At 74.6% G+C, this 14398-nt stretch carries 12 protein-coding genes and 2 pseudogenes; 8 read left to right on the plus strand and 6 right to left on the minus strand.

What is annotated here, in order from left to right; genetic code table 11:
- Positions 1 to 860 (plus strand): annotated as a pseudogene (locus VIW71_RS03495) (serine hydrolase); the annotation flags it as partial.
- A 19-nt stretch (positions 861 to 879) separates the two neighbouring features.
- On the opposite strand, the gene VIW71_RS03500 reads toward VIW71_RS03495, so the two are convergent.
- From VIW71_RS03500 to VIW71_RS03510, 3 genes are all read right to left on the minus strand, one after another.
- Positions 880 to 1374, minus strand: coding sequence for a hypothetical protein (locus tag VIW71_RS03500; protein WP_331620438.1), 495 nt, complete (start codon positions 1372 to 1374; stop codon positions 880 to 882).
- 356 nt (positions 1375 to 1730) lie between these two features.
- Positions 1731 to 3740 carry a tetratricopeptide repeat protein gene (locus VIW71_RS03505; protein WP_331620440.1) on the minus strand — a complete coding sequence of 670 codons (2010 nt, stop codon included), beginning with the start codon at positions 3738 to 3740 and terminating at the stop codon, positions 1731 to 1733.
- A gap of 221 nt (positions 3741 to 3961) precedes the next feature.
- Positions 3962 to 4837, minus strand: coding sequence for a LysR family transcriptional regulator (locus VIW71_RS03510; protein WP_331620441.1), 876 nt, complete (start codon positions 4835 to 4837; stop codon positions 3962 to 3964).
- Positions 4838 to 4955: 118 nt separating this feature from the next.
- On the opposite strand from VIW71_RS03510, the gene VIW71_RS03515 reads away from it, so the two are divergent.
- On the plus strand, positions 4956 to 5990 hold the full coding sequence (locus tag VIW71_RS03515) for an aldo/keto reductase (RefSeq protein ID WP_331620442.1): 1035 nt from the start codon (positions 4956 to 4958) through the stop codon (positions 5988 to 5990).
- Positions 5991 to 6169: 179 nt separating this feature from the next.
- Here VIW71_RS03515 and VIW71_RS03520 read toward each other — a convergent pair whose 3' ends face one another.
- Both VIW71_RS03520 and VIW71_RS03525 read right to left on the minus strand, forming a co-directional pair.
- Positions 6170 to 7777, minus strand: a complete 1608-nt coding sequence (locus tag VIW71_RS03520) for a hypothetical protein (RefSeq protein ID WP_331620443.1) — start codon at positions 7775 to 7777, stop codon at positions 6170 to 6172.
- A gap of 249 nt (positions 7778 to 8026) precedes the next feature.
- Positions 8027 to 8479 carry an Asp23/Gls24 family envelope stress response protein gene (locus VIW71_RS03525; protein WP_331620444.1) on the minus strand — a complete coding sequence of 151 codons (453 nt, stop codon included), beginning with the start codon at positions 8477 to 8479 and terminating at the stop codon, positions 8027 to 8029.
- Positions 8480 to 9151: 672 nt separating this feature from the next.
- Here VIW71_RS03525 and VIW71_RS03530 point away from each other — a divergent pair.
- The 5 genes from VIW71_RS03530 (at position 9152) to VIW71_RS03550 (ending at position 13932) form a co-directional block, all read left to right on the plus strand.
- The gene (locus VIW71_RS03530; protein WP_331620445.1) at positions 9152 to 9580 is read left to right on the plus strand and encodes an Hsp20/alpha crystallin family protein; all 429 of its coding nucleotides are present in this window, start codon (positions 9152 to 9154) and stop codon (positions 9578 to 9580) included.
- 98 nt (positions 9581 to 9678) lie between these two features.
- Positions 9679 to 10074 (plus strand): DUF2267 domain-containing protein, encoded by a 396-nt coding sequence (locus tag VIW71_RS03535; protein WP_331620446.1) that lies wholly within the window; start codon positions 9679 to 9681, stop codon positions 10072 to 10074.
- 455 nt (positions 10075 to 10529) lie between these two features.
- Positions 10530 to 11864, plus strand: coding sequence for a hypothetical protein (locus VIW71_RS03540; protein WP_331620447.1), 1335 nt, complete (start codon positions 10530 to 10532; stop codon positions 11862 to 11864).
- 277 nt (positions 11865 to 12141) lie between these two features.
- Positions 12142 to 13140, plus strand: coding sequence for an aldo/keto reductase (locus VIW71_RS03545; protein WP_414720639.1), 999 nt, complete (start codon positions 12142 to 12144; stop codon positions 13138 to 13140).
- Between the two features lie 33 nt (positions 13141 to 13173).
- Positions 13174 to 13932 carry a cytosine permease gene (locus VIW71_RS03550; RefSeq protein WP_331620448.1) on the plus strand — a complete coding sequence of 253 codons (759 nt, stop codon included), beginning with the start codon at positions 13174 to 13176 and terminating at the stop codon, positions 13930 to 13932.
- Between the two features lie 36 nt (positions 13933 to 13968).
- Here VIW71_RS03550 and VIW71_RS03555 read toward each other — a convergent pair whose 3' ends face one another.
- Positions 13969 to 14169, minus strand: coding sequence for a helix-turn-helix domain-containing protein (locus VIW71_RS03555; RefSeq protein ID WP_331620449.1), 201 nt, complete (start codon positions 14167 to 14169; stop codon positions 13969 to 13971).
- 12 nt (positions 14170 to 14181) lie between these two features.
- Here VIW71_RS03555 and VIW71_RS03560 point away from each other — a divergent pair.
- Positions 14182 to 14398, plus strand: a pseudogene (locus VIW71_RS03560) (hypothetical protein); the annotation flags it as partial.

Below are 14398 nucleotides of genomic sequence, written 5' to 3' on the forward strand. Positions count from 1 at the left end.
GCCGGGACCTGGCCTTCAGCGGGCTGCACGCCGCCACGGACGCGATCGCCCGGCTCGGGCTGCTCCATCTGCGCGGCGGCGTATGGCGGGGGCAGCGGCTGCTGCCGGCGTCGTGGGTGGCCGAGGCGACCCGCCCGCACATCGGGAACGCGGACGGCACGTCCGAGGGGGCGGCGTCGGACTGGCAGCAGGGGTACGGGTTCCAGTTCTGGATGTCCCGGCACGGATACCGGGGCGACGGCGCCTTCGGGCAGTTCTGCCTGGTGCTGCCCGAGTACGACGCGGTGGTCGCGATGACCGCGGCGACCGAGCGGATGCAGGCCGTCCTGGACCTGGCCTGGGAGCACCTGCTGCCCGCGTTCGGCCCCTCGCCGCTCGCGGGCCGCGACGAGCAGGACGCGGCGCTGCGGGACCGGCTGTCCCGGCTGGCGCTGCCGCCGGTCATGGCGAAGCCCGCGCCGCCGGCGGACCCGGCGGCCTGGTCGGCGGCGCGCACGCCGGAGGGCGGGGTGTGCGCGGACCAGCCCGCACTGGCCGAGGTCGGGGTCGCCGCGGACGGGGACGGCTGGGTCCTGTCGCTGACGGTGGGCGGGACGCGGCTCACCCCGCGCTTCGAGGGCCCGGGCTGGACGGTCGAGGCCACCCCGCCTGCCCCGCACACCCCGCACCCCTTCGTCCCCGGCGCGGTGAGCGCGGGCTGGACGGACGCGGACACCCTCGTCGCCGAGGTCGTGTTCCTGGAAACCCCGCACCGCCTGGCCCTCACTTGTTCCCTGACCACCCGCACGTTCACCGCCCGCTGGCGTACGAAGCCGCTGCGCGGTGAGCCGCTCGCCGCGTTGCGCGCACCGCGCGGGTGAGACCGCGCGGCGGGCGGGACTACGGGCCGCTCGGGGGCCGTCCGCCCGCTCGGGGCGGCGGGGGGAGGAGAGCGGAGCTCGCGGCGGTGAGGAAGGTGTGCTTGGCCGCTTCGAGGTCGTCGGGGCGGGCGTGGGCCCGTACACGGTCGGCGAAGTGACGGGCCGCGTCGGCCACTTCCTGCGGTCCCTCCAGGGTGACGGCGCCCAGGGCGCGCGGGAGGGCGGTGGGGTCGGCGGCGGGATGGGGCAGACTGGTCCGGGCGGTGACGATCGCCGCGTCGGCCGCTTCGAGGAAGCGGAGGTAGGTCTGGCGGCGCAGGTCGAGTACGCGTTGGGCGGCCTGCTCCCGCAAGGTCATCCGGACCGTGTCGAAGAGGGCGTCGGCCTGGCGGTCGCCGGCGTGGCGGGCGGCTTCCGCCTGCCGGATGCCCGCGGCGCGGGCGTACCAGCCGGTGACGGCGCTGCCCGCCAGCGCCGACCCGGCCGCGATCAGCGCGATCGCCCAGTCACTCATGCGTCGCATTCTTCCGGCTGCGCGCGGGCCGTGCGGGGCGCTCCGCGGGTTTGCCCGCCGCTGATCGGCTCGGCCGGCGGTACGACCGTCCACCTGCCCCACGGCCCGCCCTGCGCGACCCCGCGCCCTGCACGCACGTCCAGCCCGGTTGCTCGCCGACCTGTGCCCAGTGCCGCGTCGGTCAGGGTGTGCCCGTCAGGGAGCGGCGTCCGGTGCGGCGCGCCGCAAGGCGCCGGACCGGCCTCGTCGTGGGCCTGCCCGGTCGGTGCGTCAACGCCGCGAGGTGCTGTGCCGGGCGCCGCGACGGGGCGCACCCTGGCAACGCGACCGACGCGACCGACGCGGCTGACGCGGCACTAGGTGACGCCGTTGCGCCGGCGGATGGAGCGGGCCGCCGTGCGGCGGTCCTCGGCCTCCGCCGCGCGGCCCTGTTCGGTGGCGAGTTCGGCGAGGGCGTCCAGGACGCGGGCCTCGTCGAAATCGGAGCCGCGGTCGCGGGCAGCGGACAGGGAGGCGTCGTACAGGGGCCGGGCCTCGTCGGGGCGGCCGAGGCGGCGCAGGACGCCGGCCAGGGCGAAGCCGGTACGGGCGGTGATACGAGCGCGGCCGGCGTCGACGGCCGCGGTACGCGCCTCGGAGAGGAGGTGTTCGGCCTCCGTCAGGTACCCGAGGGCGGCCTTCGCCTCGCCGAGGCGGTAGGTCTGGAGGAGGACGCCGTAGGGGTTGGGGATCGCTCGGTGCACCTCGCGGGACTCGGCGAAGGCGGCTGCCGCGGCGTCCCAGTCGCCGCGGGCCGCGTTGAGCATGCCGTGGAACTCCATGGCGGAGGCCCGGAGTTTGGCGTCGCGGTCCGTCGTTCCCAGCAGGTCGAGCGAGGCCAGGGCGCGGTCGAGTTCGCGCGCGGCCTCATCCGTACGGTCCGACTCCCCCAGCGGGCGGGCGAGTTGGCAGCGCATCCGGACGGTCGCGGAGATGTGCCCTGCGCGGATGGCGGAGGCCGCGCCGAGCCGGAACACCTCCGTCACGTCCACCTGGTGCGGGTGGTCGAGGAAGTACGTCCACAGCGGCTCGCACAGCGCCCACGCCTCGGTGTCCAGGCCGCGTGCGTGGGCCAACCGGACGCAGGCGAAGAGGGTGTGGTGTTCGGCGGCCAGCCAGCGGGCCGCGTCCCGGGTCCTCGCGGCGCGTACGTCCGGATCCCCGGTGTCGCGCGGGTCCGCGAGCGGCACGTCGGGGGCGCCCGGCAGCGGGGCGACCGCGTCGGCGACGACCAGGCGGGCGCCGGCGGTGAACAGGTCGGCGCGCTGTGCCTGCCGCAGGTACCACCGCACCAACCGGTGCTGCGCGTCGTCGAGTTCACCGTCGGCCGCGTCCTGGCGGGCCCGGCGCCTGGCGTGGGCGCGGAGAAGTTCGGGCAGCCGCATCCGGCCGTCTGGGGCGCCCTGCAGGTCGCGGGTGTCCAGCAGGCCCGCCGCACCCAGCGCCTCCAGCGCGTCGTCGCAGGCGTCCGGTCCCTGGCCGAGCAGCGCGGCGGCGGACTCCCGGGTGAACGTCGTCCCCGGGTGTCCGGCGAGCAGCCGGTAGAGCAGGGCGGCTGACGCGTCCAGGTCCTGGTAGGCCGCGTCCCACACGCGCTCCACCAGCGGGACGCCCTTGTCGTCGAGGTCGGCCTTCACCTCTGCGAGCAGCCGGGACAGCGACCGGAGCGGATGCGTACGCACCCAGCGCGCCGCGACGTGCAGGGCGGCCGGCAGCCCGGAGCAGAGCCGTACCAGCTCGCGCGCCGCCTCCGGGTCCGCGGTCAGCCGCCGGTCGGGGACGACGCGCCGCAGCAGTTCCAGTGCGTGGGGGTCGGACAGCGGGGGCAGCACCAGGTCCACCGCGGCGCCGTCCGCCAGGTCGTACAGCGGGCCGTGGCTCGCCACGATCACCACGGCCTCCCCGGACGCGGGCAGCAGCGGCACCACCTCGGAGGCGTACCGGGCGTTGTCGGCGATGACGAGCAGGCGTTTGCCGTCGGTCTGTGTCCAGTACTGCCTGCACCGGGCGGCGAAGGGGTGCTTCAGCCATTCGGGTCCGACGCCGAGCGAGCCGAGCAACTGGCCGAGGACGTCGGCTGGGTCTAACGCGCCATCGCTGCGGAAGTCGTCGAGATCGACGTAGAGCACGCCGTCGGGGAAGCGGTCGCGCAGGGTGCGGGCGATCGAGAAGGCGAGCTCGGTCTTCCCCGAACCGCCGGGGCCGCTCAGCGCCAGACAGAGTGGTCGGGACCGCCCCCGCCAGTCGTCCACCGCGCGGAAGGCCCGCGCCTTCTCCTCGTCCCGGTTGACGAAGTGTGCTGGTTCCGGGGGAAGTTCATTCGCCATGCAGGCCCGACTCCGATACATCTGCCGCGCACCCGTCCGTCCGACCGGGCACACCCGGGCGCACCGGGCGCGCCCTGCCCTCGCCCGTGACGCCGCACGCCGTCATGATGCGCCCACTGTAGAGGTTGCCGGGCGGCTGTCCCGGCGCGCTCCCCGGGCCGTCTCGGAAGGGATCGGCGTGTCCGGTGCCCGGACCGGAGAATCCCCGGGCCACGGCGCCCTCACCGCTCCACGTACGACAACAGCTCCCGTGCGGCCGGGCTCGGGCGGTCGCGGTCCGGGAGCGCGACCGACACCTCCCAGTGTTCCCGCGCCGTGCTCTCGACCGGTACGGAGCACAGGGACGCGGCCTGCTCCTTGCGGGCGATGGGCTGGGGCACCACCGCGATGCCCAGTCCGTGGCGGACCAGATCGATCAGCATGTGCACGTCGTTGACCTCCAGGGCGACCCGGCGGGGCGTCCCGCGGGCGGCGAACGCGGCGTCGGTGAGGCGCCGGGCGCCCCAGTCCGGATGGAAGTCCACGAAGGTCTCGTCCGCCAGTCGCGTCCACGGCGCGTACGGTGCCCGCGCGAGGGGGTGCGACGGGTCGCAGAGCAGAACCATGGGTGCGCGGGTCAGCGGCAGCAGGCGTACGCCGTCCGGCGGCGGGCCCGGGAGGGTCACGAAGGCGATGTCGAGGTGGCCGGCCGCCACGTCCTCGGTCAGTACGGCGGAGCCCGCCTGGCGCAGGCGCACCTCGACATTGGTGTGCCGGGCGCGGAAGCGCGCCAGCAGGGCGCCGATGTCGACGGTCACGCACTGCTCGATCCCCACGGCCAGACTGCCGCGCAGCAGGCCCTGCACCTCGGCCACGGCCTCCCGGGCGGCGCGCGCGCCGGCCAGCGTACGGGTCGCCTCCACCAGCAACGCCTCGCCGGCGCCGGTGAGTTCGACGCTGCGCGTGGTGCGGACGAACAGGGGTGCGCCCAGTTCCCGTTCGAGCGCGCGCACCGAGGCCGACAGACCGGACTGGGAGACCATCATCCGCTGGGCGGCCCGGGTGAAGTGCCGCTCCTGCGCGACGGCCACGAAGTATTCGAGCTGGCGCAGTTCCATGACTGAGAACCCTAGTCGCTGAGTCCGTCCGGTTCTTTCTATTGGACGCGTCACCGGGGCCCGGGACAGCATGGTCGCGCGCGCCCCGCGCACCGGCACCATCCAAGGAGTACTCACCGTGGAGTATCGCAACCTCGGCCGCAGCGGCTGCGCCGTCTCGGCCCTCGCCCTGGGCACCATGACCTTCGGCGCCGAGTCCGACGAAGCCTGCTCGCACGCCCAGCTCGACCGGTTCGTCGAAGCCGGCGGCACGTTCATCGACACCGCCGACGTCTACAGCGCGGGGGTGTCGGAGGAGATCGTCGGCCGGTGGCTGGCCGCCCGCCCCGCCGCCGTACGCGACCAGGTCGTCATCGCGACGAAGGGACGCTTCCCGATGGGCGCGGGACCCAACGACGCGGGCCTGTCCCGCCGCCACCTGGACCGCGCCCTGAACGCCTCGCTGCGCCGGCTCGGCGTCGACTGCGTCGACCTCTACCAGGTCCACGCCTGGGACCCGCTGACGCCGGTCGAGGAGACCCTGCGGTTCCTGGACGACGCCGTACGGCAGGGGCGGATCCACTACGTGGGGCTGTCCAACTACACCGCCTGGCAGATCCAGAAGACGGTCGACATCGCCGACTTCCGCGGCCTGGCCCGGCCGGTGACGCTCCAGCCGCAGTACAGCCTGATGTCCCGCGAGATCGAGTGGGAGATCGTCCCGGCCTGCCGGGCCGAGGGCCTGGGACTGCTGCCGTGGAGCCCGCTCGGCGGCGGCTGGCTGACCGGCAAGTACCGCCGCGACCAGCGGCCCGCCGGGGCGACCAGGCTGGGCGAGAACCCGGACCGCGGTGTCGAGGCGTTCGACCGGCGCGGCGCGGTCGAACGCACCTGGGCGATCGTGGACGAGGTGCGGGCGGTGGCGGAGGAGCGCGGCGCCTCGATGGCCCAGGTCGCCCTGGCCTGGCTGCTGGACCGCCCGGCCGTGACCTCCGTGATCCTCGGCGCGCGGACCGTCGGGCAACTGGAGGACAACCTCGGCGCGGCGGAACTGCGCCTGTCGGAGGCGGAGTCGGCCCGTCTGGACAAGGTCAGCGACCCGGGGGCGGCGGACTACCCGTACGGTGTGCTGGGCCTGGAGCAGCGCGGCCGGAACATCCGTGGCGGGCGCTGACCGCCGCCCCACCCCGCTGGGTGCCGCGGCGGTCAGGGTACGCCCGTCAGGGAGCGGCGTCCGGTGCGGTGCGCCGCAGGGCGCCGGACCGGCCTCATAGCGGGCCCGCCCGGTCGATGCGGCAACACCGCCAGGTGCCGTGCCGGCGTCGTGACGGGCGAACTCCGGCTGACGCGGCGCTAGAAGCCGTAGGCCGACTCCACCACGTACGCGCACTCCGTGTAGATGTAGCCGTAGCGGAGCTTGACGGTGTCCGTGCCCGGCGTCGCGGTGGAGCCGCCCAAGGACGTGTGGAGGAAGTACGTCGTCCCGGCCGGCAGGTTGATCGTCTTCTTCGGGTAGTTCGTGCCGGACTCCTTGCAGGCCGAGTACGACGCCGTGGCCTGGCTGGAGTACGTGGCACAGGAGCCGCACCCCTTGAGGGTGAAGCTGCCGGTGACGGGGCCGGTGTAGAGGACCTCGACGTCGTCCGGGCTGTCGTTGCTGACCGTGACGGGTATCCCGCCGCCGGAGGCCAGGGTCGGCAGGCGCTTGCCGGCGTCGGGCGTCTCCTTGGCGATCTCCGCGGCGATGGCGATCTTCTTGGCGAGCGCCCGGTTCCGGTCGTGCGGGTAGGTGTCGACGAAGTCGTTCATCGTGGAGAGCGCGTTGTCGAAGTCGCCGTTCCGGTACTCGTCCACGCCGCACGCGTACGTGCCGGCCTGCACGTAGGAGTCGGCCCGCCGGGCGTCGCCGTTCAGGGCGGCGGCGACGCCCGTGCTCTCCCCGGCGAGGGCCCAGGCCCGGCTGCCGAGGGTGCGCAGCCGTGAGGCGGCCGCGCAGGGCGTGCCGCCCTTCACGTCCTTGCCGGCGTTGTCGATGGTGGACCTGACGGCCGGTTCGACCTTCGCCGCCTGCGGGGACCTGGGGAAGGTGGTGAGCAGTTCGCCGAGGTTCCCGCTGTTCGTGACGCTGCTGCCGTCCGCGGTGAACTCGTCCACCCCGCATTCGAGGAAGGAGGTCGCGAGCCGGTCGTCGGGCCAGGCGGCGAGCGAGCCGAGGTTCTTCCTGCCGTAGGTCTCCGGCACCGTGCGCAGGTACTTCAGGGGCGCGACCGCGTCGCAGAACCGCTTCTGGTCGTAGGGCGCGCCGATCGTCGCGTAGTACGTCTTCAGCCGGGCCGGAACCCGACGGGCGGCCCTGGAGCCCGGGTGGTGGTCCCAGAGGTCGCGGTAGGCCGACAGCGCCTTGCGGTACTCGGGCTCGGCCGTCTCGAAGGGCTCGGTCCTGGCGTTCCGGACCAGCAGGTCCGCCGCGTCGAGCCGCTTCAGCAGCATCTTCTGGACCGCCTCGTCGCGCGCGTCGTCGTACAGGACGGCGCCCCCGACGGGCGCGCCGAGCAGCACCAGACCGAGCAGGACGGCAAGGGGCGCCCGCGGCGGCCAGACCAGCCGGGTCCGCAGGCCGCGAGCCGCGCCGTGCAGCGCCGCGAGGCCCAGGAAGACCAGGTACGCGACGACCGCGCCGCCGGACACCCCGTCCGGGTCGGCGGGCAGGGCGACCAGCAGCAGGATGCCGGTGGCGATCCAGCAGGCGGCCGCCGCCGGCCAGCGCCGCACGAGGGCGTAGCCGAACCCGAGGCCGCTGAGGTTCAGCAGGCCGACGGCGACGGCCCGTAACCAGTCCGCCGGCGGTGGCGGTGAGGGCGGCGCGGTGGGCGGCTGCGGGGGCCGCGGCGGCGGGGGCGGCCCCCCGAATCCCCCCGCTCCGCCGGTCCCGCCGCTTTCGCCCTGCTGGTCAAAGGCCACCGCTTCTCCCCCCAGGTTCGCTCGGTACGCCGTACGCTCCACCGTCCGCCGCGCGGAACCCAGGGCCCGGGCCGCTGACGGCGCTGATGACGCCGACGGAGACCAGGACGTGAAAAACGGCGGGTCGGTTCCAGACAAGTATGACGGACCGGGACCAACTTGCCTGCGGTCGAGGCCTGTTCGGCAGACTCGGCCGACGGAGAGCGTCCGGCGGTGACCGGGATCAGTGGGTGGGCCGGCCTCCGGGGGTCACCTGACCCGGGCCCCCTCGCCCTCTTCCTCGTCGCTCTCGCCCGGCACGTGCACGTCCCGTACGTTGATGTTGATCTCCACGACCTCCAGGCCGGTCATCCGCTCCACCGCGTTCGCCACCTGGGAGCGGATCTCCGCCGCGGTCTCGGCGATCTCCGCGCCGTACACCACCATGACGTCCAGGTCGACGGCGGCCTGCTTCTCCCCGACTTCCACCTTCACTCCGCGCGTCGGGTCCGGCGTACGCGAGACCTTCTCCCGTACCGCCCCCACCGCTCGGGCGGCGCCTCCGCCCATGGCGTAGACCCCTTCTACCTCGCGCGCGGCGATTCCGGCGATGGTCGCCACCACCGAATCCGCGATGGTGGTGCGGCCGGGCACTTCCTTCCTCCGGTTCGGACGGCTCGCACTGGTCGACACGGTCGCGGGCCGGCTGTCGGTGGTCGTCATGGTGGATCCCTTCCCTGCGAGGGTGGTTGGGAGGATGGAACCGTCACCGCCGGGCTCCGGGCCACACAGCTGTGCGATCACGGGCCCTGCGTGTCCTCACCTGAACGAGAGCGTTCAGCTCGCGATGGAATCAGGCCCTCCCCTCCACTGTGCGACCCCTCTCCCGCCGACGCCACCCCACGCAAACGGCCGTGCCGGTCGCTCCGGGTGAGCGCCCACCTGCTCGCGGCCGGCCGAGACCCGTCGGACGCCTGCCGCACGGCGCCGGCCGACGCGGCGACCCTGCCGGACGACTTCCGCTCCGAGCTGCGGGCGCTGGCCCTCACCCCGGAAGGGCGGCACGGCGGTGCGGCCGGGCAGCGTGTACGTCCTGATGACCGAGGCGTCCACCGCACCGGAGTTCCGACCGCGCGGTGTGCTGTGACGAAGGCACGTGCGGCGCGGAGGAGCCAGCCGTGACGATCTTGATCTCGTCCGGCATCGAGGGCGCCACGGCTGCGGGAAGGGCCCTCAGGGCGGGGCCCGGCGGGCCCCGGACGGGGTCCGCGGGCCCCTCCACCGGGTATCCCCCTGGTCGACCCAAAAGTTGAGCGGTCACTTGTCACGTTTGATGCGGCGAGCTATATAGGTGAGAGACGTCATGTGCATCCGTTACCGCGAGAGGGGTGACCCATGACGCTCATGCGTACGGACCCCTTCCGTGAACTGGACCGCCTGACGCAGCAGGTGCTGGGCACGGCCCAGCGGCCCGCGGCGCTTCCGATGGACGCGTACCGCGACGGGGTCACCTTCGTCGTCGAACCGGACATGCCCGGCGTGGACCCGGAGTCGATCGGCCTCGACGTCGAGCGGAACGCGCTGGCGGTCAAGGCCGAGCGCCGCCCGAGCGCCGGCCCGGACACGGAGATCCTCATCGCGGACCGGCCCGCCGGTTCATTCAGCCGCCGGCTGCTCCTCGGCGATTCCCTGGACACCGACCGCATCGAAGCGACGTACGACGCCGGCGTCCTGCGGCTGCGCATTCCGGTCGCCGAGCAAGCCAAGCCCCGCAGGATTCCCATCAGCGGTGGCGCCGGCGGCCCCAGGGAGATCAAGGGCTGAGCCCTCGCCACGCGGGGCGGGACACCCGGCCGGCGCCCCCACCCCGCCCGCAGGGCGGACCTCGGGACGACGGATCGCGACAGAAAGGGGCTGCCGGCATGGTGATGAAGTGGGACGACTTCCTGGCGGCGGCCCAGGAGCGGGGCGAGTACGCCTCCCGGGACGAGGCCGAACGCGCGGCCCGCGTCGTCCTCGCCCTCCTCGGCGCGCACCTGGTGGGCTCCGAGCGAGCCGAACTCGCCGCCCGGCTGCCCGATACCCTCTCCCCCGTCCTCCTCAACCCTCTCCAGGCCCCCGAACCCCTCTCCCCCGACCGCTTCGTACGGGCCACCGCCGCATGGATCGAAGGCGCCACCGAACAGACCGCCCGCTGGGACGCCAGCGCCGTCCTCAGCGTCGTCGCCGACGCGGCCGGCGACGACCTGATGCGCGGCATCCTCCTCCAGCTCCCCCCGGGCTACGACCTCCTCTTCGGCCGCCCCCAACCCCTCTGATCCCGAAGGACGGGCGCGCCGGCCCGCCGTACCGGGGACCCGGAATCACTCGACTCCGTCGAAGCGTTCGCGCCACGCCGGCGAAGCGTCGCCGATGCCCGCCCCGGGCGTGCCCGGCCGCCGGGCCATCGGCTGGACGCCCGGCGCCGGCTTCGTCCCCGGCGACCCGACGCCTCGGCCGGCGCCTCGGCCGGCGTCTCGGGCCGCGGCGGACGCTCCTTCCGTGTGGTCGCCCCCGACGACATCCGCCCCGACCCCGAAACCCCTCCCGGAACCGTGGAACCCCGGCGCCCTGCGGGGCACGCCCGCATCCCCCGCGTGCCCCGGATTCTGGCGCTGGTCACGCCGGCCGGGCCTGCCGCCCACCGGGATCAAAGCCGTACGATCGGGTAAAATTACCGCAATGTACGAGTGAGGCGATGGTTCGACGAGAGCCAATGAGAGGGGCGGGCAGAATGCACCGCGGCCAGCTACGCCTACGGCTCAGCGCACCAGCCGTCGCGCTGCTCGCTCTGCTGCTGTGTGCCCTCGCCCTCGCGGGCGGTGCCTTCGCGCCCGCCGCGCGGTCCGCGAGCGGTATCGACACGGTCGCGGCGCAGCTCAAGAAGGGGCCGGTCCACGTCGATCCGCGCGCCTCCGGCGAGCTGTCGCCGGTGCAGGCCGACGCGCTGGCCACCAAGATCAAACAGGCCGACAAGCCGGTCTTCGTGGCCGTTCTGCCCGCCGCGGCGGAATTCGCGCCGCAGACCGTGCTCCAGGACCTGCGGTCGGCGGTCGGCATCAGCGGCGTCTACGCCGTCCGCCTCGGCGACCGGTTCAACGCCGGAGCCGACCCGCAGGTCATGCCGCGCAACGCGGTGTCCAACCTGGTCGGCCAGGTGCGGCGGTCCTCCGCCGGGAACGCCGACGCCGAACTCACCAGCTTCGTGGACCAGGCGGTCCAACAGGCCCGCGGCAGCGCCCCCGGCTCGTGGTCCGGTCACACGGCCGGCGGGGGCGTGACGGCCGCCGTCGTCCTCGGCGCGCTCGTGCTGCTCACGGCCGGCGGCGGGTACGTACTGTTCCGCCGCGCCCGCAACGCGCGGATCGATCGTGAGCGCGTGCAACTCGAACGGCTCCGCACGGTCGTCGACGAGGACATCACGGCTTTCGGCGAAGAGCTGGACCGGCTGGACTTCACCCCGTCCGACCCGCGCGCCGACGAGGCGATGCGCGACGACTACGTGTACGCCCTCGACGCGTACGAGCGCGCCAAGGCGCTGATGGCCGCGGCGCGCGGGCCGGACGACGTACGGCCGGTCACCGAGGCGCTGGAGGAGGGCCGCTTCGCGCTGGCGACCCTGGCCGCGCGCCGCAGCGGTGAGCCGCTGCCCGAACGGCGCCCGCCCTGCTTCTTCGACCCCCGGCACGGGCCGTCCGTGTCCGACGTGCCCTGGGCCCCGCCCGGCGGCGTGCCCCGCGAGGTGCCCGCCTGCGCGGCGGACGCGGCCCGTATCGACGACGGCGAGGAGCCGATGTCCCGCACCGTGCCGACCTCGGCCGGCCCCCAGCCGTACTGGAACGCGGGCCCGGCGTACGGGCCCTGGGCCGGCGGCTACTTCGGCGGCGGCCTGCTGCCCGGCCTGCTGATCGGCACCTTGCTGGGCGGCGCGTTCGGCGGACCGGGATACGGGTACGGCAGCGGCTACGAGGGCGGCGGTACCGGCCCGGACGGCGGCGACTACTCGGGCTCGGACTTCGACCCCGGTGATTTCGGCGGCGGGTTCGGTGACGGCGGCGGGTTCCAGTGACGCGGAGTGCCCGGGTGACGCGCCTCCGCTGCCGCCGCTTCCAGGTCGCGCGGCGAGCAGGCGATCCGCTCGGGTGAGCTGCCCGGGGTGGCGGCGGTGGCTCCCCTGAATGGCGGGCGGTGGGAGCGGCCGGCGGGGCCGCGGTGATCGTCGTGCGAGCCCACGGGCCGGCCGGGTGGGGACCGGCCGGGTGGGAAGCCGCCGGGGTGCCCGCGGTGCGGAGCGTACGTCCGACGTAAGCTCGTCGTCCGTTCGCGCATGACCGCTGGGAGCCGCCGTGGCCGCACAACCGACCGACTCCACCGGGTCCGGACCGTCCGGGCCGGCCACCGCCGCCGTGCGGCGGATCGGGCTCGGTCTGGCCGCCGTCGGCCGGCCCGGGTACATCAACCTGGGCCGCGACCGCGACCTGCCGGCGGACCGCGGGGTGGCCGCGATGCGCCGCCGCGCGCACGAACTGCTCGACCACGCGTACGCGAGCGGCGTCCGCGCCGTCGACACCGCCCGCTCGTACGGGCGTGCCGAGGAGTTCCTCGGCGAGTGGCTGAACGCAGGGGACCGGCCCGGACTGGTCGTCTCCAGCAAGTGGGGCTACACGTACACCGCCGACTGGCAGGTCCACGCGGAAGCGCACGAGATCAAGGACCACAGCGTCGCCACGTACGACCGGCAGCTGGCCGAGACCCGACGGCTGCTCGGCGACCGCCTCGACCTCTACCAGGTGCATTCGGTGACCCCGGACAGCCCTGCGCTCACCGACACCGTCCTGCACCGCCGGCTCGCCGCGCTGGCCGCGGCGGGCGTCACCGTGGGCCTGTCGACCAGCGGTCCCCGGCAGGCCGAGGCGATTCGCGCCGCGCTGGCGCTCACCGTCGACGGCGAACCCCTCTTCCGCAGCGTCCAGGCCACGTGGAACCTCCTGGAGCCCTCGGCCGGCCCCGCCCTGGCGGAGGCCCACAACGCCGGCCGCAGAGTCATCGTCAAGGAGGCCCTGGCCAACGGCCGCCTCGCTCGGCCCGACCCGCGGCTCGACCCGGTCCTGGCCCCCCTCACCGAGACCAGCGGCGCCCCCTACGACGCACTCGCCCTCGCCGCGGCCCTCCACCAGCCCTGGGCCGACCTCGTCCTCTCCGGCGCGGTCACCACCGCGCAGCTCACCTCCAACCTCCGCGCCACCGCGGTCCGCCTCGCCCCCGACGACCTCTCCCACCTCGCCGCCCTTTCCGAACCCCCCTCCACCTACTGGACGCACCGCTCCGAACTCCCTTGGAGCTAGGGCCGCGTCGGTCGCGTCGGTCGCGTTGCCAGGGTGCGCCCCGTCGCGGCGCCCGGCACAGCACCTCGCGGCGTTGACGCACCGACCGGGCAGGCCCACGACGATGCCGATCCGGCGCCTTGCGGCGCACCGCACCGGACGCCGCTCCCTGACGGGCACACCCTGACCGACGCGACGCTGGCCGCCCCGGAGGGCTCGACGCTCACCGGCGCGTTCATCCACCCGCTGCCGGAGTGGCTGGGCAAGCTGACGCTGCTGGCCATCGCGATCGGCGGTATCGCCGCCAACGCGATCAACATCTACTCGGGCGCGCTGTCGTTCGTCGCCATGGGCGTCCGGCTGCCCGCGGCCGTCCGGCGCGCGACGGTCGCCCTGGTCTTCGGGGTGGCGGGGACCATCGTCGCGTGGACCGGTCTGCACGACTCCGGCCACCGCTACGAGAACTTCCTGCTCGTCATCACCTACTGGATCGGCCCCTGGCTGGCGGTCGTCCTCATCGACGCCTACCTGGGCCGGGAGCGGCCCGACGCCGAGACCAGCGCACTGCTGGAGGACCGCACGTACCGCAACTGGTCGGGACCGCTGGCGATGGCCGCCGGGACCGCGCTGGGCGTCCTGCTCTTCTCCAACCAGAGCGAGTTCACCGGAGTCGTCGCCAAGCACATTCCGCAGATCGGCGACATCGCGTTCGCCGCCGGTTTCGTCGGCGCCGGAGCCGTCTACCTTGCGCTGCGGAAGGTGCCGGGTCTGGGTCCGGCCTCGGCGGTGCCCGTCGCCGCCGATCCGGCCTGATCGGTCGGAGCCGGCCCGGTCACGCGGGCCGGCCCCTCACTCGGTCGCCCGCAGCAGCCGGTGCGCGCACGCCGCGAGCAGCAGCTCCCCGTGGGAGTCGGGGTCGGCCACCGGCAGGCCGAGCAGCGACTCGATGCGCTCCAGGCGCTGGTAGAGCGACTGCCGTCCGACGTGCAGCAGCGCGGCGGTACGGGTCGGGCTGCACCCGTTGCGCAGGTGCACCTCCAGGGTGCGCACCAGATCGCTGGGGTGGGCGGCCTCCCACCCCAGCAGCGGTCCCAGGGCGCGGTCGACCAGTCCGGCCAGCCGGTGGCGGGCGGCGGCGGTGAGGCCGCCCGCGCGGCAGCGGTCGCCGCCAAGCCCCGGCAGGCGGGCGGGACGGGCGCTGTCTACCTCGGCCCCGTGCCGGCGGCGGACGCGTTACCTTCGGCCGCGACGGGCGACGGGTCGGCGGCGGCCGGGGGCC

Source organism: Streptomyces sp., from assembly GCF_036524955.1.
Taxonomy (GTDB): domain Bacteria; phylum Actinomycetota; class Actinomycetes; order Streptomycetales; family Streptomycetaceae; genus Actinacidiphila.